The 22,825-nt window shown below is 69.2% G+C and carries 19 protein-coding genes; 5 read left to right on the forward strand and 14 right to left on the reverse strand.

What is annotated here, in order from left to right; genetic code table 11:
• Positions 1–4: 4 nt before the first annotated feature.
• The 5 genes from ACFVU2_RS11250 to ACFVU2_RS11270 all read right to left on the reverse strand — a co-directional run bounded on the left by ACFVU2_RS11250 (position 5) and on the right by ACFVU2_RS11270 (position 4,553).
• Positions 5–1,753, reverse strand: coding sequence for a peptidoglycan D,D-transpeptidase FtsI family protein (locus ACFVU2_RS11250; protein ID WP_387873970.1), 1,749 nt, complete (start codon positions 1,751–1,753; stop codon positions 5–7).
• 19 nt (positions 1,754–1,772) lie between these two features.
• The gene (locus tag ACFVU2_RS11255) at positions 1,773–2,411 is read right to left on the reverse strand and encodes a hypothetical protein (protein WP_387873972.1); all 639 of its coding nucleotides are present in this window, start codon (positions 2,409–2,411) and stop codon (positions 1,773–1,775) included.
• Positions 2,408–3,373 (reverse strand): 16S rRNA (cytosine(1402)-N(4))-methyltransferase RsmH, encoded by a 966-nt coding sequence (rsmH, locus tag ACFVU2_RS11260; RefSeq protein WP_387873974.1) that lies wholly within the window; start codon positions 3,371–3,373, stop codon positions 2,408–2,410. The genes ACFVU2_RS11255 and rsmH overlap by 4 nt, the downstream gene beginning before the upstream one ends.
• Before the next feature lie 101 nt (positions 3,374–3,474).
• Positions 3,475–3,906, reverse strand: coding sequence for a division/cell wall cluster transcriptional repressor MraZ (gene mraZ, locus ACFVU2_RS11265; protein ID WP_387873976.1), 432 nt, complete (start codon positions 3,904–3,906; stop codon positions 3,475–3,477).
• Between the two features lie 260 nt (positions 3,907–4,166).
• Positions 4,167–4,553, reverse strand: a complete 387-nt coding sequence (locus ACFVU2_RS11270) for a DUF3040 domain-containing protein (protein WP_387873979.1) — start codon at positions 4,551–4,553, stop codon at positions 4,167–4,169.
• 76 nt (positions 4,554–4,629) lie between these two features.
• Between ACFVU2_RS11270 and ACFVU2_RS11275 the strand changes: the two genes are divergently transcribed.
• Positions 4,630–5,748 (forward strand): polyprenyl synthetase family protein, encoded by a 1,119-nt coding sequence (locus ACFVU2_RS11275; RefSeq protein ID WP_387873981.1) that lies wholly within the window; start codon positions 4,630–4,632, stop codon positions 5,746–5,748.
• A gap of 40 nt (positions 5,749–5,788) precedes the next feature.
• Here the strand turns inward: ACFVU2_RS11275 and ACFVU2_RS11280 are convergent, their stop codons facing one another.
• Entirely contained in the window at positions 5,789–6,130 is a 342-nt protein-coding gene (locus ACFVU2_RS11280) for an Rv2175c family DNA-binding protein (RefSeq protein ID WP_387873984.1), read from the reverse strand.
• A 150-nt stretch (positions 6,131–6,280) separates the two neighbouring features.
• Between ACFVU2_RS11280 and ACFVU2_RS11285 the strand changes: the two genes are divergently transcribed.
• Both ACFVU2_RS11285 and pknB read left to right on the forward strand, forming a co-directional pair.
• Positions 6,281–7,402 carry a LysM peptidoglycan-binding domain-containing protein gene (locus ACFVU2_RS11285; RefSeq protein ID WP_387873986.1) on the forward strand — a complete coding sequence of 374 codons (1,122 nt, stop codon included), beginning with the start codon at positions 6,281–6,283 and terminating at the stop codon, positions 7,400–7,402.
• 95 nt (positions 7,403–7,497) lie between these two features.
• Positions 7,498–9,399 (forward strand): Stk1 family PASTA domain-containing Ser/Thr kinase, encoded by a 1,902-nt coding sequence (gene pknB, locus ACFVU2_RS11290; protein WP_387873988.1) that lies wholly within the window; start codon positions 7,498–7,500, stop codon positions 9,397–9,399.
• Positions 9,400–9,505: 106 nt separating this feature from the next.
• Here the strand turns inward: pknB and ACFVU2_RS11295 are convergent, their stop codons facing one another.
• The 3 genes from ACFVU2_RS11295 to ACFVU2_RS11305 form a co-directional block, all read right to left on the reverse strand.
• A complete protein-coding gene (locus ACFVU2_RS11295) occupies positions 9,506–10,891 on the reverse strand; it encodes a class II 3-deoxy-7-phosphoheptulonate synthase (protein WP_387873990.1) in 1,386 nt (461 codons plus the stop codon).
• 101 nt (positions 10,892–10,992) lie between these two features.
• On the reverse strand, positions 10,993–11,682 hold the full coding sequence (locus ACFVU2_RS11300) for a lysophospholipid acyltransferase family protein (RefSeq protein WP_387873992.1): 690 nt from the start codon (positions 11,680–11,682) through the stop codon (positions 10,993–10,995).
• 28 nt (positions 11,683–11,710) lie between these two features.
• Positions 11,711–12,658: an ROK family glucokinase gene (locus ACFVU2_RS11305; RefSeq protein WP_387873994.1), complete on the reverse strand. Its 948-nt coding sequence runs from the start codon at positions 12,656–12,658 to the stop codon at positions 11,711–11,713.
• A 150-nt stretch (positions 12,659–12,808) separates the two neighbouring features.
• Here ACFVU2_RS11305 and ACFVU2_RS11310 point away from each other — a divergent pair, with 150 nt between their 5' ends.
• A complete protein-coding gene (locus ACFVU2_RS11310; protein WP_387873996.1) occupies positions 12,809–14,638 on the forward strand; it encodes an AMP-dependent synthetase/ligase in 1,830 nt (609 codons plus the stop codon).
• A gap of 27 nt (positions 14,639–14,665) precedes the next feature.
• Here ACFVU2_RS11310 and ACFVU2_RS11315 read toward each other — a convergent pair whose 3' ends face one another.
• The 5 genes from ACFVU2_RS11315 to ACFVU2_RS11335 form a co-directional block, all read right to left on the reverse strand.
• Positions 14,666–15,502 (reverse strand): hypothetical protein, encoded by an 837-nt coding sequence (locus ACFVU2_RS11315; protein ID WP_387873999.1) that lies wholly within the window; start codon positions 15,500–15,502, stop codon positions 14,666–14,668.
• A 219-nt stretch (positions 15,503–15,721) separates the two neighbouring features.
• On the reverse strand, positions 15,722–16,567 hold the full coding sequence (locus tag ACFVU2_RS11320; RefSeq protein ID WP_387874001.1) for an NAD-dependent epimerase/dehydratase family protein: 846 nt from the start codon (positions 16,565–16,567) through the stop codon (positions 15,722–15,724).
• 24 nt (positions 16,568–16,591) lie between these two features.
• Positions 16,592–17,083, reverse strand: coding sequence for a peptide deformylase (gene def / locus ACFVU2_RS11325; RefSeq protein ID WP_387874003.1), 492 nt, complete (start codon positions 17,081–17,083; stop codon positions 16,592–16,594).
• 36 nt (positions 17,084–17,119) lie between these two features.
• Positions 17,120–18,433, reverse strand: a complete 1,314-nt coding sequence (locus tag ACFVU2_RS11330) for an AAA family ATPase (protein ID WP_387874006.1) — start codon at positions 18,431–18,433, stop codon at positions 17,120–17,122.
• Between the two features lie 53 nt (positions 18,434–18,486).
• On the reverse strand, positions 18,487–21,891 hold the full coding sequence (locus ACFVU2_RS11335) for a pyruvate carboxylase (protein ID WP_387874008.1): 3,405 nt from the start codon (positions 21,889–21,891) through the stop codon (positions 18,487–18,489).
• Between the two features lie 79 nt (positions 21,892–21,970).
• On the opposite strand from ACFVU2_RS11335, the gene ACFVU2_RS11340 reads away from it, so the two are divergent.
• The gene (locus ACFVU2_RS11340; RefSeq protein WP_387874445.1) at positions 21,971–22,786 is read left to right on the forward strand and encodes a ParA family protein; all 816 of its coding nucleotides are present in this window, start codon (positions 21,971–21,973) and stop codon (positions 22,784–22,786) included.
• Positions 22,787–22,825 lie beyond the last annotated feature (39 nt).

Consider the following 22,825-nt stretch of genomic DNA (forward strand, 5'->3'; position numbering starts at 1 on the left):
ACTTTCAGTAGTACGGAGGGTAGTCAGCCGGGCTGGTCGTCGACGGCTTCACCCGGTAGGTCTTCAGCACCTGACTCATGATCGTGTGGAACAGCGGAGCGGCGGCTGCCGACGAAGTAATGGTAGTCGGGTATCCGAGGTTGACCGAAACGACGTACTGCGGGTCGTCGACCGGCGCGACGCCCATGACCGAGACGTAGTACGACGGCAGGTAGCCGCCTTTGCCGTCCGGCTGCTGGGCCGTTCCGGTCTTCGCAGCGACCCGGTATCCCGGGATCTGGAGCTGCTTCGCCAGCTCGCCCTTGGTGACGACCGACTCCATCATCCCGAGCGTCGTACTGGCAGCCTCCGGGGAGACGACCTGCGTCGCCTTTGCCGAGGGGACCTGCGTGACCTTGCCGTCGGCGTCTGTGCAGCTCTCGACCAGCGACAGCGGGATGCGCGCACCGCCGTTGGCCAGGGCCTGGTACGCGTCCACCATCTGCAACTGGGTCGCCGAGACGCCCTGGCCGAACATGGTCGCGTACTTCGTCTGGTCGTCCCAACCATCGACCGGATTCAGGATGCCGTCGGACTCCCCCGGGTACGGCAGGCCGGTGCTGTCGCCGATCCCGAACTTCTTCAGGTAGTCATAGCGCGTCTGGTCGCTCAGCGCCCGGCCGAGCTGCGACATGCCTGTGTTCGACGACATCATCAGCACGCCGGTCAGGGTGAGCTGGAGGGGGGCGTGGTAGCCCGAGTCGTGCAGGTCGGCGCCGTTGCCCGACTTCCACTCGTAGGGCGCCAGGACCTGCGAGGTCGGGCTCGCCTTGCCCTGGTCGATCAGCATCGCCGCCGTCAGAGCCTTGAACGTCGAACCGGGCTCGTACGGGTCGGTCAGCGGCAGCAGGTTCCAGTACTTGGGGTCGGTCCCATCGAGGTTGTTGGGATCGGCGGAGGGCCACTGGGCCACGGCCTTGACCTTTCCCGTCTTGGCCTCCACGACCGTCACGAAGCCGAATTGCGATCCGGTGGCCTGCACCTGCTGGGCCAGCGTCTGCGTGGCGAACCATTCGAGATCGCTGTCGATCGTCAGCTTGACCGTGCCGCCGTCCTTCGCCTGCTTCTGGACCACCGTGCTCCCGGGGATGGCGACGCCGTCGGCACCCTGCTGGTAGGTCTCGGTGCCGTTCTGGCCGGCAAGACAGCCGTTCTCGCTCTCCTCGAGCCCGCCGTTCCCGGAGTCGGACATGTAGCCGAGCAGGTTGCCTGCGACGGCGCCGTTCGGGTAGCTGCGGGTCTGCACCTTGCTGAAGGTGAGCCAGGGGTAGGGCAGCGCGTTCAGCTTGTCGAAGGTGCCGACGTCCATCCCGGACTTGATGAGCACGTACTTGGACTTCGGGTCCTTCGCGAGCGCGTCGTCGAAGAGCTTCGCCACCGCGTCCGCACCCTGCCCGGTGATCGCCCCGATCTTGGCGGCGGCCTCGAGCATCTTCTTATGGCCGTCGGTCCCGGCGACGGCATCCGACGGCGACGCCTGCGCGGTGTACTTGTAGATCGTCGTGGCCAGCACGGTGCCGTCGTCGTCCACGACGTTCCCCCGGTTGCCGTAGAGGGTGGTCGACTGCTCCTTCGCGTCGACCGACTGCGCCTGCAGGGCATCGGCCCGCACCACCTGGATGTCGACGAGCTTCGCGCCGAGGATGCCGACGGTGACGGCGACGGCCGCCACGGTCACCGCGGTCCGCCGCCGCAACATCTTCTTGCTGGTCATGCGCGCGTCCGTCCCGTCGTCAGTGCGTCACCGGCGTCGGCAGCGCTCCCTGCAACGGTACGGTCGGCGAGGTGGCCGGAGGGGTAGCGGCACCCGTGCTTGCGGAATTCCCAGCTTGCGTGGTCGCCGGAGTCGCCGGCTGCTGCGCGTTGACGAGGCCCACACCGGCGAGGAGCGAGTTGGGGACCAGGTTGCCCTGACCGCCGGTGACCGTTCCCGCCGCTCCGCTCGCCGCGAGCGGCGCGCCGAGCACAGCGCCGTCGGAGAGGCGCAGGTAGGCGGGGTTGCTGTTGCTGACCATCCCGAGGCTGTTCGCGTTCGCCGCGAGGTTCTGCGGCGAGGACACCCGGGTCAGGTCTTCGGACGCCGCCTGCAGCGAGCGCTGGAGGCTGGTCTGCTCGGTCTGCAGGCTGTTCAGCGTGTACGCGCCCTGCGAGATCGCGATGCTCAGAAGGAGTTGGGCGACGACGATGACCAGGAGCGAGCCGACTGCGACCACGGCGTACAGCGCGCGCGGGCGGGCCCGACGCTGGCTGCGGGAGGAGACGACTTCGAGATGTCCGCGCCTCTCCTGCTCGGACGGCGCCGGCAGGATCCCGCCGATCCACCCGTTGGCCGGGCGGCGCCGTGCGGTCGATTCGGCCAGACTCGTGCTCACGAGGCCCTCCTCACCCGTTCCGCCGCGCGCAGACGCACCGGCGTCGCTCGCGGGTTCGCGGCTTTCTCGTCGTCGTTCGCCAGCTCGGCTCCACGGATGAGCAGTTTCAGTTCAGGTCGGTGCTCCGGCAGCTCCACCGGGAGTCCGGCCGGGGCGCTGGAGGTGGATCGCGTCTGGAGCTCGCGCTTGACGATGCGGTCCTCCAGCGACTGGTACGCCTCCACCACGATGCGGCCTCCGACGCGCAAGGCGTCGATGGCCGCCGGGATCGCGTGCTGCAGCACCGACAGCTCCTGATTGACCTCGATGCGCAGTGCCTGGAACACCCGCTTGGCCGGATGCCCCTGCCGTTGCACCGCCACCGGCGTCGCCTTGGTGATCACGTCGACGAGCTGCCCGGAGCGCACGAGGGGCTCCTGCTCGCGCGCCGCGACGATCTTCTGCGCGTAGCGCGCGGCGAGCTTCTCCTCGCCGTACTCGCGGAAGATGCGCCGCAGGTCCGCTTCGGAGTACTCGCGGAGGATGACCTCGGCGGTGAGCTCGCTGGTCCCGTCCATCCGCATGTCGAGCGGGGCGTCCTTGGAGTAGGAGAACCCGCGCTCGACCCGGTCCAGTTGAAGGGAGGAGACGCCCAGGTCGAAGAGGATGCCGTCGGCCTCGGCGATCCCGAGGCCGTCGAGGGCCTCCCGGATGCCGTCGTAGACCGTGTGCACGAGGTGGACGCGGTCGCCGAAGCGGGCGAGCCGCTCCCCCGCGATCGCGAGGGCCTCGGGGTCGCGGTCGAGCCCGACCAGGACCGCCTCGGGAAACCGCTCCAGCACACCGGCCGAGTGGCCGCCCATGCCCAGCGTCGCATCGACGAAGATCGCCCCGGGCCGCTCGAGGGCCGGTGCGAGCAGCTCGATGCACCGCTCCAGGAGGACCGGGGTGTGGATGTCGTCGTGATTCGTGGATTCGCTCATCGTGCTGAGGGCCCGTGCCCCTGATTCCGGATCCCCATCCATTCCGACCTGACACCGGGGAAGTGCGTCAGGGCGTATGGCTGGGAGTCCGGCGTCAGGCGCTAGAACAGCCCCGGGATCACCTCCTCGTCGGTCTCTGCGAATGTGGATTCCTGTTCGGCCAGGTAGGTCTCCCAGGCCTGGGCGTCCCAGATCTCCGCCCGGCTTCCGGCGCCGATCACGACCAGGTCGCGATCGAGCCCCGCGTACGAGCGCAGCGTCTGCGGGATGGTCACCCGGTTCTGCTTGTCCGGCACCTCGGCGCTCGCTCCCGAGAGGAAGACGCGCAGATAGTCGCGGGCCTGCTTGCTCGTCACCGGCGCCTGGCGGATCTTCTCGTGCAGCGCCTCGAACTCGCGCTGGCTGAAGACGTAGACGCAGTGCTCCTGGCCTCGGGTCAGGACGAGACCGGACTCGAGCTCATCGCGGAACTTGGCCGGCAGGATGATGCGCCCCTTCTCGTCGAGTTTGGGGGCGTGAGTACCGAGGAACATCGGACGCCTCCCCACTCTTCCGGCCCAAGGTTGTGGTGCTACTCCACTTTACTCCACTTCCATCCACAAAATCACGCACATCGGGAATATTGGCCCGAAAGGGGGTGTTTTGCCCGCGGAAAATCAAGGAATTGCACGGTGGAGGAAAGTGGAGTGAAATGGCCGGACCGGGGAGGAAAAGGGCACGAAAAAAGGGCCGATCATGATGATCGGCCCTGGTATCGCCTCTCAGGCGACGGGGTGGTGCGAAGTGGAGGGGGTCAGCCCTGACCGTCCTGGCGCTTGTCCCAGCGGTCGTTGAGCTTGTCCATGAAGCCGGCCTGGTTGCCGCCGCGAGTCGCCTTGGCGCTGGTCGGCGCAGCAGGGGCGTCCGGATCGATCGCGACCCGCTTGCCCGGAGCGATGGCCAGGAGCACGCCGCCGAACATGACGACGAAGCCCAGGATCCCGACGATGGGCTGCTGGACGAAGACTCCGGTGATCAGAACGCCGACGCCGACGACGGCGATGAGGACGCCGAGCACGATCGACCGGTAGGCGGGACGGACCCGCTTGCCGCCGACCTTCGCGACGAAATCCGCGTCGTTCTGATAGAGGCTGCGCTCCATCTCTTCGAGGAGGCGCTGCTCGTGCTCCGAAAGCGGCATCCGTTTCCCCCTCTTTCTCGTGGGTTCAAGCCTGTGTGGCTGATTGTAGCCGTGCGTCTCTGACTAGGCTAGGCGTGTGTCTGAAAGCATCCGATTCGTCGACCTTATCCAGTCCAGAATCGATGGATTCTTCGATGTCCGTGCATCCATTCTCGTCTCCATCGCGGACGAGCTCTCCCCGATCGCGGCTTTCTCAAGGGATTTTCTCAGCGGCGGCAAACGGTTCCGCGCTCTCTTCTGCTTCTGGGGCTGGCAGGCGGTGCGCACAGCGGGCGAGGAGGCGGACGAGGCGCCCGTCACGACAGGCGGTCCGCTCGACGCGGTGATCTCCGTGGCGAGCGCCCTCGAGCTGTTCCACGCTGCCGCCCTGGTGCACGACGACCTCATCGACAACTCGGACACCCGGCGCGGGGCACCCTCCGCCCACCGGCGGTTCGAGGCACTCCACGACCAGGAGGGCTGGAAGGGCTCCGGCGAGACGTTCGGCCACGGCTCGGCGACCCTGCTGGGCGACCTCCTGCTCATCCTCAGCGACGAGCTGTTCGACGAGGGGCTCACCCAATCGGTCAGCCCTTCGGCCCGTCGGGCCGCCCGCGCCGAGTTCAACCGCATGCGCATCGACGTCACGGCCGGGCAGTACCTCGACATCTTCGAGGAGATCGGCTGGGCCGGCCGCCCGGATGCCGACCAGCTCGCACGCGCAGAGCGCGTGATCGTCTACAAGTCGGCCAAGTACAGCATCGAGTCGCCCCTCCTCATCGGGGCGAGCCTCGCGGGGGCCACGGTCGGCCAGCTCGACGCGCTGCGCGGGTTCGGCCTCCCGCTCGGCATCGCCTACCAGCTGCGCGACGACCTGCTCGGCGTCTTCGGCGACGCCGAGGTGACCGGCAAGCCGAGCGGCGACGATCTGCGGGAGGGCAAGCGCACGGTGCTGATCGCCCTGACGCGCGAGGCGCTCCCGAGCGGCGCACGCGCGACACTCGACGAACTGCTCGGCGACCCGGATCTTACCCCGCAGCAGATCGCGATGCTCCAGTCGACGATCCGCGAATCGGGTGCGGTCGACACCGTGGAGACGATGATCGCGGACAACGTGCGGCGCGCGATCGAGGCCCTGGAGGCGGCCCCGATCGGAGAGCAGGCGAAGGCCAACCTGCGCGACCTCGCCGTCACGGTGACGCGCCGGGCGGCCTGACGGGGCCGACCCGAAGGAGAGGGCCGGCCCGAAGGCGAGGTCAGGCCAGCGCCTGCGCGACGCGGCGCACTTCGGCCTTGCGCCCGCTGCGGAGCGCCTCGATCGGCGAGGTGCCCAGCGACTCCTCCTCGTCGATCATCCAGTCGAGCGCCTCCTCGTCGCCGAACCCGGCGTCGGAGAGCACGACGAGGGTCCCGCGCAGCTCCGCGACGGGTTCGCCGTCGCGGATGAAGAGAGCCGGGACCTTGATCACGCCGTCGATGCGCTTGGCGGCCAGATGGCGGTCCTCGATCAGCCGGCGCACCCGGCTGACGCCGATTCCCAGCTGGTCGACGAGGTCGGGGATGGTGAGCCACTCGGTGGCCTGGACTCGCTCGTTCACGTCACCAAGCGTGCCACGTCCGAGCGGCTGTCGCGCGCACGGTCGATTGTTACGATCAGGTAAACTGCTGTCACACCCGTCACTTTGGTTGACTCCTTCTTCATACTGTGTCAGCGTGAGGGTCGGTGTGTCACTCGAAAGGGGGGTCCCATGACCGTACGAGGCGACGACGCAGCCGTGGAACCGGCCACCGTTCCGGAACGCGGCCGCCACTGGACGCGCACGGCGTTCGGCACCGTCCCGATCGCAGTGGCGAGCTCGATCGCGGTGACCCTGAACCTGATCAGCCCGGCGCAGGCCATGCCTCCGCAGACCGCCGAGCACCCGCGCGAGAAGACCCCCACGACCGGATCCACGCGCATCGCGCCTGCTGCGCCGACCGCGACGACCTCGGAACCCCGCACCTCCACGGCGGGCACGCCCACCAGCTACACCGTGGCCTCCGGAGACACCGTCAGCGGCATCGCCGCACGCTTCGGCGTCTCGACCGCGAGCCTCCTCGCCCTCAACGGTCTCAGCTGGAAGAGCCTCATCTTCCCGGGGCAGGTGCTCGCCCTCGGCGGCGCCGCGGCGTCTGCGCCCGCTCCCGCCGCTCCGGCGCCGGCTCCAGCGGTCACCAAGTACTCGGTCGTCTCCGGCGACACGATCAGCCGCATCGCGAGCCGCTTCGGCGTGTCGACCGCGTCTGTCCTGAGCGCGAACGGACTCAGCAGTTCCAGCCTGATCTTCCCCGGCCAGCAGGTCACCATCCCGGGGATGACGACGGCCGCCTCCGTCACCCCGGTCTCCGCTCCGGCACCGGCACCCGCTCCCGCGCCCGCACCGGCGGCCCCCCGCCCCACCGCGAGCGCCGGGCAGGTGGTGGCGCTCACGGAGGAGATGCGCTCCAACGCCGCCGTGATCGTCCGGGTCGGCCGCCAGGAGGGCGTGAGCGACCAGGGCATCGTCGTCGCGCTGGCCGCGGCCGCCCAGGAATCCGGCCTGCGCAACGTCCAGTACGGCGATCGCGACTCCCTGGGCCTGTTCCAGCAGCGGCCCAGCACCGGCTGGGGTACGCCCGCCCAGGTGCTCGATCCCGAGCGCGCCTCCCGCGCCTTCTACGGCGGGGCCGGCAATCCGAACCCGGGGCGGACCCGCGGCCTCCTCGACATCCCCGGCTGGTCGTCGATGAGCGTCACGCAGGCGGCCCAGGCCGTGCAGATCTCCGCCTTCCCCGACGCGTACGCCAAATGGGAGACCTCCGCGCGGGCCTGGCTCGCACAGCTGGGCTGATCGGGCGTGGCCCGAAGGTCACAGGCGCATCACGGCGCTCGCGCACACCGGTGTTTTGCAGGGTCCACGCATCCGTCGTTCCCTAGACTCGACTCGTGACCACGAGCCAGACCGACCCCTTGATCGGCCGTCTCATCGACGGCCGGTACCAGGTGCGCTCGCGGATCGCCCGAGGGGGCATGGCGACGGTCTACCTCGCCACCGACCTGCGCCTCGAGCGCCGCGTCGCCATCAAGGTCATGCACGGCCATCTCGCCGACGACAGCACCTTCAAGAGCCGCTTCGTGCAGGAGGCCCGCTCGGCCGCGCGGCTCGCGCACCCCAACGTGGTCAACGTGTTCGATCAGGGCCAGGACTCCGACATGGCGTACCTCGTCATGGAGTACCTGCCGGGCATCACCCTGCGCGACCTGCTCAAGGACTACGGCAAGCTGACCCCCGAGCAGACAATCGACATCATGGAGGCCGTGCTCAGCGGCCTCGCCGCCGCCCACAAGGCCGGCATCGTCCATCGCGACCTCAAGCCCGAGAACGTGCTGCTCGCCGACGACGGCCGCATCAAGATCGGCGACTTCGGGCTGGCCCGCGCCGCGAGCGCGAACACGGCGACCGGTCAGGCGCTGCTCGGCACGATCGCCTACCTCTCCCCCGAGCTCGTCACCCGCGGCGTGGCGGACGCCCGGAGCGACATCTACGCGCTGGGCATCATGATGTTCGAGATGCTGACCGGCGAGCAGCCTTTCCAGGGCGAGCAGCCGATGCAGATCGCCTACCAGCACGCGAACGACGCCGTCCCGGCACCGAGCAGCAAGAACCCGTCGGTCCCGGCCGAACTCGACGAGCTGGTGCTGTGGGCGACCGAGAAGGATCCCGACCGCCGCCCCAAAGACGCGCGCGAGATGCTGGACCGGCTGTTCGAGGCCGAGAAGTCCATCCGGGGCGAGTCGGTGCTCCAGTCGACCATGGTGCTCCCGCCGGCCTACAGCGCGGACGAGGGCGACACCCAGATCATCAACCCGGCGATCCGGCAGCAGGTCGCGGCGAACACGCCCAGCTCGGCCGACGAGCTCGCGGCCGCCGCCAAGCGGCGCCGCGGCAAAGGCTGGTGGCTGTTCGCCCTCATCATCCTGCTCGCGGGAGTCGCGGGCGGGACGGGCTGGTACTTCGGTTCCGGTCCGGGTTCGCTCGTGCAGGTCCCGAAGCTCGTGAACGTCGCCCCCGATGCGGCCGCCGCACAGCTCAAGGAACTCGGCTTCCAGACGAAGGAGGCGCCCGAGTACAGCACCACCGTGCAAAAGGGCCTCGTCTCCAGCACCGATCCGGGAGAAGGGTCGTCGGCCGCGCGCGGCAGCCTGGTCACGGTGCGCATCTCACAGGGGCCGGCGCCGATCACCCTCGGCGCCCTCGCCGGAACGACGCTCGACCAGGCGAAGTCCGAGATCCAGGGCAAGAAGGCGCACGTCGGCGACGTCGTCCAGCAGTTCGACGCGAAGGTGCCGGCCGATACGGTGATCTCCGCCTCGGGCGCCCTGGATGGACGCGACCTCTCCCAGGGCGGCGACTACTTCGAGGCGGCGACGGTCAACCTGGTCGTCTCCGTCGGCGCCATCCCGGACGTGGCGGGCAAGTCCGTCGACGACGCCACTGCCACCCTGGCCAAGGTCAACCTGAAGGTCGGCGCCGGGCCGGAGAGCTACAGCGACACGGTCGAGAAGGGCGACGTGATCGCCGCCCACCCGCAGAGCGACGTCGTGAAGCCCGGCGACACGCTCCTCCTCGAGACGTCCAAGGGCCCCGAGCCCGTCCCGGTGCCCGACGTCGTCGGCAAGAGCTGGGATGTGGCCAAGAAGGCCCTGCAGGACGCCGGTTTCCAGCTCAAGTACAGTCCGATCGCCGACGTGGCTCCTGCCGCGTTCGTGGTGTCGAAGATCTCGCCGGCGGCGGGCGAGCAGGCACCCAAGGGCTCCACGATCACGGTGAACTTCGCCGGGTTCTGAGCGCGCGACTCTCCCCCGCTGTGCGCCGCGGCGCATACGCCACGATGCATACGACAGAGCCCCCGTCATCCGAGGATGACAGGGGCTCTTCGTAGCGTGCGCCGGGTCAGGCGTTGCCGAGCTCCTCGGCGACCAGGAACGCCAGCTCCAGCGACTGCATGTGATTCAGGCGGGGGTCGCAGAGCGACTCGTAGCGCGTCGCCAGGGTCTCCTCGTCGATGTGCTCGGAGCCGCCCAGGCACTCCGTGACGTCGTCGCCCGTGAGCTCGACGTGGATGCCGCCGGGGTTCGTCCCCGCCGCGCGGTGTGCCTCGAAGAAGCCCTTGACCTCGTCGACCACGTCGTCGAAACGACGGGTCTTGTAGCCGTTCGGCGTGGTGAGACCGTTGCCGTGCATCGGGTCGGTGACCCACAGCGGCAGCGCGTCGGCGCCCTTGATGGCCTCCAGGAGCGGAGGAAGGGCGTCGCGGATCTTGCCCGCACCCATCCGCGTGATGAAGGTCAGACGGCCGGGCTCGCGCTCGGGGTCGAGCTTGTCGATCAGGCGCAGCATGGTGTCCGGCGTGGTCGTCGGGCCGAGCTTGATGCCGATCGGGTTGCGGACGCGGGAGAGGAAGTCGACGTGCGCGCCATCCAGGTCGCGCGTGCGCTCGCCGATCCAGATGAAGTGCGCCGAGGTGTTGTACGGCGTCCCGGTGCGCGAGTCGATGCGCGTCATCGGCCGCTCATAGTCCATCAGCAGGCCCTCGTGACTGGCGTAGAACTCCACGCGCTTCAGCTCGTCGAAGTCGGCTCCGGCCGCCTCCATGAACTTGATCGCCTTGTCGATGTCGCGAGCGAGACCTTCGTAACGCTGGTTCGCCGGGTTCGCAGCGAAGCCCTTGTTCCAGCTGTGCACCTCGCGCAGGTCGGCGAAGCCACCCTGGGTGAAGGCGCGGATGAGGTTCAGCGTCGACGCAGCCGTGTGGTAACCCTGCACGAGCCGCCGCGGGTCGGCCTGACGGGACTCCGGGGTGAAGTCGTAGCCGTTCACGATGTCCCCGCGGTACGCGGGCAGCGTGACATCGCCGCGGGTCTCGGTGTCGCTCGAGCGCGGCTTGGCGAACTGGCCCGCCATGCGCCCCATCTTGATGACGGGCACGGACGCGCCGTACGTCAGCACGACCGCCATCTGCAGGATGGTCTTCACCCGGTTGCGGATCTGGTCGGCGGTGGCTCCGGCGAAGGTCTCGGCGCAGTCGCCGCCCTGCAGCAGGAACGCCTTCCCCTCGGCCGCGCGCGCCAGACGGGTGCGCAGCTGATCCACCTCGCCCGCGAAGACGAGGGGCGGCAGGGTGGCGATCTCGGCGGACGCGGCGGCGGCGGCCTCCGCGTCGGGCCAGGTCGGCTGCTGCTTGATCTCGAGCGTGCGCCAATAGTCCAGGCCCTCGATCACGGACTCGTCTGGTCGCACGACGGGATCTGTGGTCTGTAGCACTGGTCTTCCGCTCATTCGGGGGCGCGCCGGCACTCGGCCGCGCCGGTGGGATTGGTGGATACCGAGCCTACCGTGCTGCGCCGACGCTGCGTGACCGAGCGGCCGGATGTGACGGATCAGCGGGCGAGGGAGGCCCGCTTCTCCTTCACGGTGCTCGCGTAGACGTCCATGTACTCCTGGGCGCCCAACGCATGCAGGTCGTACATGATCTCGTCCGTGACCGAGCGGAGTATGAAGCGATCGCCCTCCATCCCGTCGAACCGGCTGAAGTCGAGCGGCTCGCCGATGACGATCCCGATGCGGCCGATCTTGGGCAGGCGCTTGCCGATGGGCATGATCTGCGCCGTGTCCACCATCGCGACGGGCACGACCGGCACACCGGCCTCGAGGATCATCCGCGCGACGCCGGTGCGACCGCGGTACAGCTTGCCGTCGGGGCTGCGGGTGCCCTCGGGGTAGATGCCGAGGATCTCACCGCGGGCCAGCACGGCGAGCCCGGTGTTCAGCGACGCCTCCGACGCCTTGCCGCCCGACCGGTCGATGGGCAGCTGCCCGGTCGCCTTCATGAATGTCTTGGTCGCCCAGCCCTTCAGCCCCTTGCGGGTGAAGTAGTCGCTCTTGGCGAGGAACGAGACGTGCCGGTCGACGATGAGCGGGAGGAAGATCGAGTCGATGAACGAGAGATGGTTGCTGGCCAGGATCACGGCGCCTTGCGCGGGGACGTTCTCGATGCCGACGACCCAGGGGCGGAAGATGCCGCGCAGGATCGGTCCGACCACGACGTATTTCATCAGCCAGTAGAACATCGTTCTGCAGCCTAACCCCCCTGACGCCTCAGAGGGAGGCGTGCACGCGGGCGAGGTCGGCGGCGCCGACGACTCCCGCGTCGTTCACGAGCTCGGCGATCTTGAACTCGGGCTCCGGGTGATAGCCGCGTGCGGGGAGGTTCTCGAGGTACGCCAAGCGGATCGGCTCGAGCAGCAGCTCGCCCGCCTGGGCGACCCCACCGCCGAAGACGAAGAGCTGAGGGTCGAGGACGGCCCCGAGGCTGGCGCAGGCCTGGCCGAGCCAGTCCCCGAGCTGCCGGAGCGCTGCGAGCGCGCCGGGGTCTCCGGCCATGATCAGTGCGGAGATGTCCGTTCCGCTCAGCGATCCGGTGCGCGTGCGCACGTCGGCGAGGGCCTGTCCGATCCCCCCGGCATCGGCGAGCTCGTTCGCCATGCGCTGGAGCGCGCGTCCCGATCCGTACTGTTCGATGCAGCCATGGGCTCCGCAGCCGCAGGGCAGACCGCCCGGGACGACGCGCATGTGGCCGATCTCGGCGCCTGCACCGAACCCGCCGCGGAACAGCCGGTCATTGCTGACGATGGCGCCGCCGACGCCGGTTCCGATGGTCAGGATCACCATGTCGCTGACCAGTCGTCCGGCGCCGAACCGGAACTCCGCCCATCCTGCGGCGTTCGCGTCGTTCTCGATGAGCACGGGCAGGTCGATGCGCTTCTCGAGCTTCTCGCGGAAGGGCTCGTGACGCCAGTTGATGTTCGGCGCGTAGTAGACGGTCGACTGCGCGGCGTCGATGAATCCCGCCGCGGCGACTCCCGCTCCGGCGATCTGCTCCGGGCCGTCGGAGAGGCGCTCGATCATCTCGACGACCGCGTTCTCGATCTCCTGCGGGCGGGTGGCGTCGGTCGGGACGCGGTCCTCGCGGACAATCACGCCGAGCTCGTCGACGACGGCCCCCGCGATCTTCGTGCCCCCGATGTCGATCCCGATCGCATGCACAGGCAGAAACCTTCCAGAAGGTGGCGGGTGAGGAGGTGGTGGAGGCCGGGCGCCCAGGGCGACTCCAGCCGCACCATCTAGAGTGTAGTTAACCAGTCCGGCCGAAGCCATTCGGCCCGACCCGCGCCCACCGGTATCGAAGGAGCTGCCGTGATCAGTTTCGAAACACCCGCCGTCGTCCCCGCCGACCCCGACGCCAACTCGACCGATCTGCTCGTCCAGCGCGTCGCCGCGACCCCCGACGCGCCGCTCTTCAGCCTCCCGGACGGTGACGGCTGGCGCGATATCACCGCCTCGGAGTTCCACCGCCAGGTCGTCGCCCTCGCGAAGGGCCTCGTCGCCGCCGGCATCCAGCCCGGCGACAAGATCGGCCTGATGTGCAAGACGCGCTACGAGTGGAGTCTGATCGACTTCGCGACCTGGTTCGCGGGTGCCGTGCTCGTCCCGATCTACGAGACCTCCTCGCCGCTGCAGATCCAGTGGAACATGGCGGACTCCGGCGCCATCGCGGTCATCGTGGAGAACGCGGAGATGTACTCCCGGTTCGACGAGGTCCACGCGGACCTCCCGCTCATCGACGACGTGTGGCAGCTGCACCTCGGCGACCTCGACAAGCTGGCCGCCGCCGGGACCGAGGTCCCCGACGCCGAGATCGAGCGCCGCCGCAATCTGGCCCGCGGCGAGGACATCGCCACCCTGATCTACACCTCCGGCTCGACCGGTCGCCCCAAGGGCTGCGTGCTGACCCACTCCAACTTCGTCGAGCTGTCGCGCAACTCCGCCTCGGCGCTGACCGAGCTCATCGATCAGCCGGGCGGCGCCTCCACCCTGCTCTTCATCACCACCGCCCACGTCTTCGCGCGCTTCATCGCCGTGCTCTGCGTCACCGGCGGTGTGAAGGTGGGCCACCAGGCCGACACCAAGCAGCTGCTCCCGGCGCTCGCGAGCTTCAAGCCGACCTTCCTGCTCGCCGTCCCGCGCGTGTTCGAGAAGGTCTACAACTCGGCCGAGCAGAAGGCGGAGGCCGGCGGCCGGGGCAAGATCTTCCGCGCGGCGGCCGCCGTCGCGGTCGAGCACTCGAAGTCGCTCGAGGCCGGCTCGGTCCCGTTCGGTCTGAAGCTGAAGTTCGCTCTGTACGACCGGCTCGTGTTCAGCAAGCTGCGTGCCGCGATGGGAGGCCGGGTGCGCTACGCCGTCTCCGGCTCGGCGCCGCTCGGCTCGCACCTCGGCCACTTCTTCCACAGCCTGGGCATCAAGATCCTCGAGGGCTACGGCCTGACCGAGACGACCGCACCGGCGACCGTCAACCTCCCCGACAAGTTCAAGATCGGCACCGTCGGCCCCGCGCTCCCCGGCATCGGCGTCCGCCTCGCCGACGACGGCGAGATCCAGGTCAGGGGCATCAACGTCTTCAAGGAGTACTGGAAGAACCCGGAGGCCACCGCCGCCGCCTTCGACGACGGCTGGTTCAAGACCGGCGACCTGGGTTCCTTCGACTCCGACGGCTTCCTGTCGATCACCGGACGTAAGAAGGAGATCATCGTCACCGCGGGCGGCAAGAACGTCTCGCCCGCGGCGCTCGAGGACCCGATCCGGTCGAATCCGCTGGTCGGCCAGGTGGTCGTCGTCGGCGATCAGAAGCCCTTCATCTCGGCCCTCGTCACCCTCGACACCGAGATGCTCTCCACCTGGCTCGCCAACAACGGCGAGGACAAGGACATGACTCTGGCCGAGGCGTCCGTGAACCCGGCCGTCAACGCCGAGATCCAGCGCGCGGTCGATGCCGCCAACGCCGGCGTCTCCCGTGCGGAGAGCGTCCGCAAGTTCGTGGTGCTGGCCACCGAGCTGACCGAGGCGAGCGGCCACCTGACGCCCAAGCTGAGCATCAAGCGCAACGTCATCCTCGCCGACTTCGCCGACGTCATCGACGGCATCTACAGCGACAACCCGAAGACCCAGGGCATCTCCCTCGCCTACTGACCCCACGCATTCGTGCCGAATGTCGACTTACGCTCGCGCTAAGTCGACATTCGGCACGAATCGTTGGAGGCGGGAGACGAACGTTGGGCGGTCCTGGAAGAGGTCGCGCGCGGTCACTCGCACGACCCGCCATCCTTCGGCCTCCAGCAGCTCGCGCCGGTGGATATCGAGGTGCCACTGACGCTGATCGATCCGATGCCCGTCGCCCTCGTACTCGAAGGCCAATCGGAGCCGGGGGACGCTGAGATCGGCGTGCAGGACGAGCCGACCGTGGTCGACCGTCATCGGCGCATTGACCTGCACCTCCCCGAACCCGCAATCCTCGAGGAACAGCCGCAGTAGTGATTCCGGGCGAGAATCCGCGCCGAACCGGATCCTCTGCAACGCCCAGGCTCGCGACCGCGAGCCCTTGGACCGATGCAGCTCGTCTGCGAGGGCCGCGAGATCATCCAGCGTGACGACAGGTGCCCTCGTGCGTGCTCCGACGAGGAAGTCTCCGGCAGCGACCAGGTCCTCGCGATCAAGCATCCCCGAGAGCTGGCACCATACGTGCGCAGGAGCCGCGACGGGCAGTCCGTCCACGAGAGTCCCCTCCACACTCCCCAGGCTGTGACCGATGACGCCACGCCTTCGCGGGGGCGTGCGCGGAAAGGCGACGGCAACGCGGACCGGATTCTGCGAAACACCGGGCGGGAGGGGAATGCCGAGCAGCGCAGCAGCGGTCTGATGGCTGAAGTAGGCACCATCGGGCATGACATGGAGGTAGGCGCGACAGAGCGCCACCACCTCATCGGAGGGCGCGAAGGCGTGGACACCGTGGAACGGGTGGGAGATGTCCCGTGCACGCAACCGCGATGCGCTCACCCCGGCGAGGCGGGCATCCAGCGAAGTGAACGACGTTCCGCCCAGAGCGGAGGGCAGAGGTTCCGGCGTTCGCATGCCTTCATCGTGCCCGCGCCGGCGCACCCTCTCGCACGCCCCGCGCTTTCCGTGGAGAACCCCCCTACGCCCCGCAGCCTGTGGAGAGACATTCGTCACGAATGAGGGGAATGGCGCGCTCAAAAGCGACATTCGGCACGAATGTCAGGGGGTGTCGCGCCAGGAGTGGGACGGGGCGTAGCCGAGGAGGCGGCGGGCCTTCGCAATGGAGAGCAGGGAGTCGTGCTCGCCCAGGTCGCCCTTCAGCGGCACGTCGGGGAACACCTCGGCGACGAGCTCGGCGTTCGGCCGGCTCATGACGCTGTCGGCGGCGGCGATGATGAACCGGTCGAAGCCGGTCGTCTCCCAGTCGAGGGCCCGCTTGATCGCCTGGGCGCCGTCGCGCGCGTCGATGTAGCTCCAGAGGTTCCACTTGCGCTTCAGCGCATCGTCGTCGAATCCGGGGAACTCGGCGTAGTCGGCCGGCTCCATGACGTTCGAGAACCGGAGGGCGACGATCTTGAGCGTGGGATCCCAGCGCACGAGCTCGATCGCCATCTGCTCCTCCAGGTGCTTCACCAGGGAGTAGGTCGACTCGGGGCGCGCGGGGTAGTCCTCGTCCACCGGGATGTAGGGCGGGGGGACGTCGAACGGCAGGCCGAGCACGGTCTCGCTCGACGCGTACACGATGTTCGAGATGCCGGCCCGACGGGCGGCCTGGAACACGTTGTAGGTCGCCCGGATGTTGTTGTGGAACGTGGCGGCGTCGCTCAGGATCCCGGGAGCGGGGATGGCGGCGAGATGCACGATGGCGTCGAAACCGTCGTGCTGGTCGTCGACGCCCAAGACGGCGTCGAGGGTCTGACCGTAGTCGGTCAGGTCGACCCGCACGAATCCGGGGCCGCGCTCCCCCGCCGCGTCGAGGTTGACGACCTGGTCGCCACCCGCCCTGAGCTCGCGGACGACGGTGCGTCCGAGCTTGCCTGATCCTCCGGTGACCGCGATGCGCATACGGTCAGTCTAGGAGGCGGGAGGTCAGAACCAGTCGCTCTCGCGGACCTGCTTCATCGCCTCGCGCCGGGTCTCCTTGTCGAGGCGGTCGAGGTAGAGCTTTCCGTCGAGGTGGTCGGTCTCGTGCTGCAGTGCCTGCGCCATCACGCCGGTGCCGGAGACCTCGATCTCGTTGCCGTCGACATCGACGCCGCGCACCCGGGCGAAGGGATACCGCAGGGTCTTGAACCAGAGTCCGGGGACCGAGAGGCACCCCTCGTCGACGAGTTCGGGCTCGCCGGACACCTCGACGAGTTCCGGATTGATCACGTAGCCGACGTCGCCGTCGACGTTGTAGCTGAACGCGCGCAGGTTGACGCCGATCTGCGGCGCGGCGACTCCGGCGCGACCAGGCGGGAGGACGCTGTCGACCAGGTCCTCCACGAGTCCGCGGACGCCCTCGTCGATCTCGACGACGGGCAGGGACGGGGTCTTCAGGACGGGGTCGCCGAAGATGCGGATCTGACGCTCGGTCACAGGTACTCCTCGATGGTGCTGGCGGGGCGGTCGGGCTCAGTCGCGCTCGGCGGGCAGGCCCTCGACGACGAGCGCGGCGAGGGTGCGGGCGGAGAGCTTGGTCAGCGGCTTGAGCGCCTTCCACTGCACCACCGAGCCGGCCGCGAGCTGCGGGTCGTACGGGACGCGGACGATCTCGCGCACCCGGGACCGGAAGTGCGCCTCGATCTCCTCGAGCTTGACCAGGTTCGTGCCCTGCGTCGCGGTGTTGAGGGCGACGATCGCGTTGCGCACCAGGTCTCCGTAGCCGTTCGCCTCGAGCCAGGTGAGCGTCTCGGATGCCAGACGCGCCTCGTCGACGCTGCCGCCGGAGACGATCACGAGCGAGTCCGCACGCTGCAGGGTGGCCCGCATGACGGAGTGGACGATGCCGGTGCCGCAGTCCGTCAGCACGATGGAGTAGAACCGGGCGGTGAGGTCGGCGACCACGTTGTAGTCGTTCTCGTCGAACGCCTCCGAGAGCAGCGGGTCGGTGTCCGACGCGAGGATGTCGAGCCGGGTCTCGTCCCGCGACACGAGGGCTGAGAAGTCGGTGAAGCCGTTGATGCTGGCGGCCTTGTGCACGACGTCGCGCACGGTGGCCCTGGTCTGCTTCGGCACGCGCTCGGAGAGCGTTCCGCGGTCGGGGTTGGCGTCGATCGCGACGATGCGGTCCTCGCGGGCGTCGGCCAGGGCCATTCCGAGCAGAGTCGTCACCGTCGTCTTGCCGACACCGCCCTTGCGGGTGAGGACGGGCACGAAGCGCGTGCCGCCCTCGAACTGCTTCTGGATGCGGTGGTCGAGCTCCTTGCGTGCGCGCACCTTGGCCGAATCGCCGAGGTTCACCGTACGGAACGTGACGTTGTAGACGAAGCGCTGCCACGGGCCCTCGGGGCCCGGTCGCGTCTTGCGGTTGACCTCGAGCAGTCGGTCGGCCGTGAGCATCGCTGCGGGCTCGGGCTGCGTGGAGTGCTCCCCGCGCATCCGGTCCCGCCGCGACTGGCCGTACTGCTCCTGGCGCGCCGGGTCGCCGCCGGGCAGCGGGACGACCGGCTCGGCCGCCGCCGCCTCCTCCGCCTCGGCCGCGCCGGCCGCCAGGCGCGACGCGACGATGGCGACCGACGTGGTGTTCGGCTCGGTCGGCGAGGCCACGAAGCCGGGATCGACCGGGATGTCGTCGATCGCCACGGCGGCCTCGTCGTCCGGCACCTCGCGCGGAGGGGTCGGCGGAAGGTCCACGGCGATGCTCAGCGTCTCGGGCGTGGAGAGCGTGAGCTCCTCGTCCAGGGGCGCGAGGTCGCGGCGTTCCGGCTCCTCCGGCTTCTGTGCCACGTTCTTCGGTCTCCTTCTGCCTCCGGTGGAGGCGACTGCGTCATTGTACGGCGCTAGGCGGGGGTGATCACGACGAGGAGGTCGCCGGCGTCGACCTGCTGGGTCTTCGGGACGGCGAGTCGCTCGATGGTGCCGGCGATCGGGGCGGTGATGGCCGCCTCCATCTTCATGGCCTCGATGGACGCCACGGCCTGGCCCGCCTCGACCCGGTCGCCGACGGCGACCTGCAGGGTCACGACGCCCGAGAACGGTGCCGCGACCTGGCCGGGCTTGGCCGTGTCGGCCTTCTCGGCCGCCTTCGCCTCGACCTCGATGCTGCGGTCGCGCACGAAGACGGGGCGCAGCTGGCCGTTGAGCGTGGTCATGACGGTGCGCATGCCCTTCTCGTCCGCCTCGCCGATGGCCTCGAGCCCGATGTACAGGCGCACGCCCTTGCTGAACTCGATGACGTGCTCCGAGCCCTGCTTGAGTCCGTAGAGGTAGTCGAGGGAGTCGACGACCGAGAGGTCTCCGAAGAGCTCGCGCATCTGCTCGTAGATGCGGGTGGGAGCCGGGAAGAGCAGCCGGTTGAGGGCTGCGCGACGCTCGTCGCTGGATCCGTCGAGCGCGGCGGCGTCTTCCGCGGGCACGTCCTCCACTCCGACCTTCACGGTTTTGCCCGCGAGCACCTTGGTGCGGAAGGGCTCCGGCCATCCGCCGGGCAGCTCGCCCAGCTCGCCCGCCATGAAGCCGACGACCGAGTCCGGGATGTCGTAGTTCTGCGGGTTCTCAGCGAAGTCGGCCGGGTCCGCGTTGACGGCCGCGAGATGCAGCGCCAGGTCGCCGACGACCTTCGACGACGGGGTCACCTTCGGGATGCGCCCGAGGATCTGGTTGGCCGCCGCGTACATGTCCTCGACGAGCTCGAAGTCCTCTGCGAGGCCGAGCGCCTTGGCCTGCTGGCGCAGGTTGGAGAGCTGGCCGCCCGGGATCTCGTGCTTGTAGACGCGACCGGTGGGGCCGGGCAGGCCGGACTCGAAGGGCGCGTAGACGTGGCGCACGGCCTCCCAGTACGGCTCGAGGTCCTCGACCGCCGAGAGGGAGATGCCGGTGTCGCGCTCGGTGTGGGCGAGCGCGGCGACGAGGGCCGAGGCGCTCGGCTGGCTGGTCGTGCCGGCCATCGGGGCGCTGGCCACGTCGACCGCGTCGGCGCCGGCACGAGCCGCGGCGAGCAGGGTGGCGAGCTGGCCGCCCGGGGTGTCGTGCGTGTGCACGTGCACCGGGAGGTCGAAGCGCTCCCGGAAGGCGGCGACGAGCTTCTCGGCGGCAGACGGGCGCAGCAGGCCCGCCATGTCCTTGATGGCGAGGATGTGCGCACCCGACTCGACGATCTGCTCGGCGAGCTTCAGGTAGTAGTCGAGCGTGTACAGGTCCTCGGCGGGGTCGAGCAGGTCTCCGGTGTAGCAGACGGCCACTTCGGCGATGGAGGCGCCGGTGGCGAGCACCGACTCGATCGCGGGACGCATCTGCGAGACGTCGTTCAGGGCGTCGAAGATGCGGAAGATGTCGACGCCGGTGGCCGCGGCCTCGCGCACGAACGCGTCGGTGACCTTGGTCGGGTACGGCGTGTAGCCGACGGTGTTGCGGCCGCGCAGCAGCATCTGGATGTTGATGTTCGGCAGTGCCTCGCGGAGGGTCGCGAGCCGCTCCCACGGGTCCTCGGCGAGGAACCGGAGTGCGACGTCGTAGGTCGCGCCTCCCCAGGCCTCGACCGAGAGCAGCTCCGGCGTCATCCGCGCGACGTACGGGGCGACGGCCACGAGGTCCTTGGTGCGGACGCGGGTCGCCAGCAGCGACTGGTGGGCGTCGCGGAAGGTCGTCTCGGTGACGGCCAGCGCGGTCTGCGCACGGAGCGCCTCGGCGAAGCCCTTCGGCCCGAGCTCCAGCAGGCGCTGGCGCGATCCGGCCGGGGCCGGCACGCTCAGGTCGATGCGGGGAAGCTTGTCGGTCGGCTCCGCGGTCTCGGGGCGGGCGCCGTTCGGCTGGTTGACGGTGACGTCGGCGAGCCAGTTGAGGACCTTGGTGCCGCGGTCCTTCGAGACGCGGCCCTTGAACAGCTCGGGGCGCTCCTCGATGAAGGCCGTGGAGACGTCGCCGGCGATGAAGTCCGGGTCCTCCAGGACGGCCTGGAGGAACGGGATGTTCGTCGCGACGCCGCGGACGCGGAACTCGGCCAGGGCGCGACGGGCGCGCGAGACGGCCGCCGGGAAGTCGCGGCCGCGGCAGATGAGCTTGGCGAGCATCGAGTCGAAGTGCGGGCTGATCTGCGAGCCGGGGCTGATCGTTCCGCCGTCGAGGCGGATGCCGCCGCCGCCCGGGGAGCGGTAGGTCGTGATCTTGCCTGTGTCGGGGCGGAAGCCCGCGGTCGGGTCCTCGGTGGTGATACGGCACTGCAGCGCGGAGCCGCGGACGTGCACGGTCTCCTGGCTGAGGCCCAGGTCGGCGAGGGTCTCCCCCGCCGCGATGCGCATCTGCGCCTGCACGAGGTCGACGTCGGTGATCTCCTCCGTGACCGTGTGCTCGACCTGGATGCGCGGGTTCATCTCGATGAAGACGTGCTCGCCGGCGCGCTCGCCCGCGGTGTCCAGGAGGAACTCGACGGTGCCGGCGTTCTCGTAGCCGATCGAGCGCGCGAAGGCGATCGCGTCGCGGTAGAGCGACTGGCGGATGTCGTCGGCGAGGTTGGGCGCCGGCGCGATCTCCACGACCTTCTGGTGGCGGCGCTGGACCGAGCAGTCGCGCTCGAACAGGTGCATGGTGTCGCCGGACCCGTCGGCCAGGATCTGCACCTCGATGTGGCGCGGGCGCAGCACGGCCTGCTCCAGGAACATGGTGGGGTCGCCGAAAGCGCTGTCGGCCTCCCGCATCGCCTCCTCGAGCGCGCCGCGCAGGTCCTCCTTGGTGTTGACACGGCGCATGCCGCGACCGCCGCCACCGGCGACCGCCTTGGCGAAGATCGGGAACCCGATGGCGTCGGCGCCGGCGAGCAGCTCGTCGATGTCGCGTGACGGCGGCGTGGACTTCAGCACGGGGACGCCCGCGGCGATCGCGTGCTCCTTCGCCGTGACCTTGTTTCCGGCCATCTCGAGGACCTCGGCACGCGGACCGATGAAGGTGATGCCCGCGGCGCGCGCGGCCTCGGCCAGCTCCGGGTTCTCGGAGAGGAAGCCGTAGCCGGGGTAGATCGCATCCGCACCGGACTCCTTGGCGACGCGGATGATCTCGCTCACGTCCAGGTAGGCGCGCACGGGGTGGCCCGGCTCGCCGATCTGGTACGCCTCGTCGGCCTTCAGGCGGTGCATCGAGTTGCGGTCTTCGTACGGGAAGACGGCGACGGTCTCTGCGCCCAGCTCATAGGCGGCGCGGAACGCACGGATGGCGATTTCTCCGCGATTGGCGACGAGGATCTTTCTGAACATGGGAACCTTTCGAGCAGGGGTCGACACCACACAGCAAACGGTTAGGTTCTCTAAGACTAGTGAAGGTAACGTGGCTCTCGTGCACGTACTCAGCGTTAGTTCCCTCAAGGGCGGTGTCGGAAAGACCACGGTGACGCTCGGGCTGGCCTCGGCAGCGTTCGCGAAAGGTCTGCGGACGCTGGTCGTCGACCTCGACCCGCAGTCCGACGTCTCGACCGGCATGGACATCCAGGTCGCAGGCCACCTCAACGTGGCCGACGTGCTCGCGTCCCCCAAGGAGAAGATCGTGCGCGCCGCGATCGCCCCGTCGGGCTGGACCAAAGGCCGCGCGGGCAAGATCGACGTCATGATCGGCAGCCCGTCCGCCATCAACTTCGACGGCCCGCACCCGAGCATCCGCGACATCTGGAAGCTCGAGGAGGCCCTGGCCAACGTCGAGCACGACTACGAGCTGGTGCTGATCGACTGCGCCCCGTCGCTCAACGCGCTCACGCGCACGGCGTGGGCCGCGAGCGACCGTGTGGCCGTCGTCACCGAGCCCGGCCTGTTCTCGGTCGCCGCCGCCGACCGCGCGCTGCGTGCGATCGAGGAGATCCGCCGCGGTCTCTCCCCGCGCCTCCAGCCGCTCGGCATCATCGTCAACCGCGCACGCGTGCAGTCCCTCGAGCACCAGTTCCGCATCAAGGAGCTGCGCGACATGTTCGGGCCGCTCGTCTTGGCGCCGCAGCTGCCCGAGCGCACCTCGTTGCAGCAGGCTCAGGGCGCGGCGAAGCCGTTGCACGTGTGGCCGGGCGAGAGCGCCCAGGAGATGGCGCACAACTTCGACCTGCTCCTCGAGCGGGTGCTGCGCACCGCGCGCATCGGCGAATACGCGGACGCGGCCGCAGGTTCCTGACCGCCGCGTCCGGGTGACCGGACACGGAAGGCCTCCGAA

Source organism: Leifsonia sp. NPDC058194, from assembly GCF_042883605.1.
In the GTDB taxonomy this organism is placed as follows: domain Bacteria; phylum Actinomycetota; class Actinomycetes; order Actinomycetales; family Microbacteriaceae; genus Leifsonia.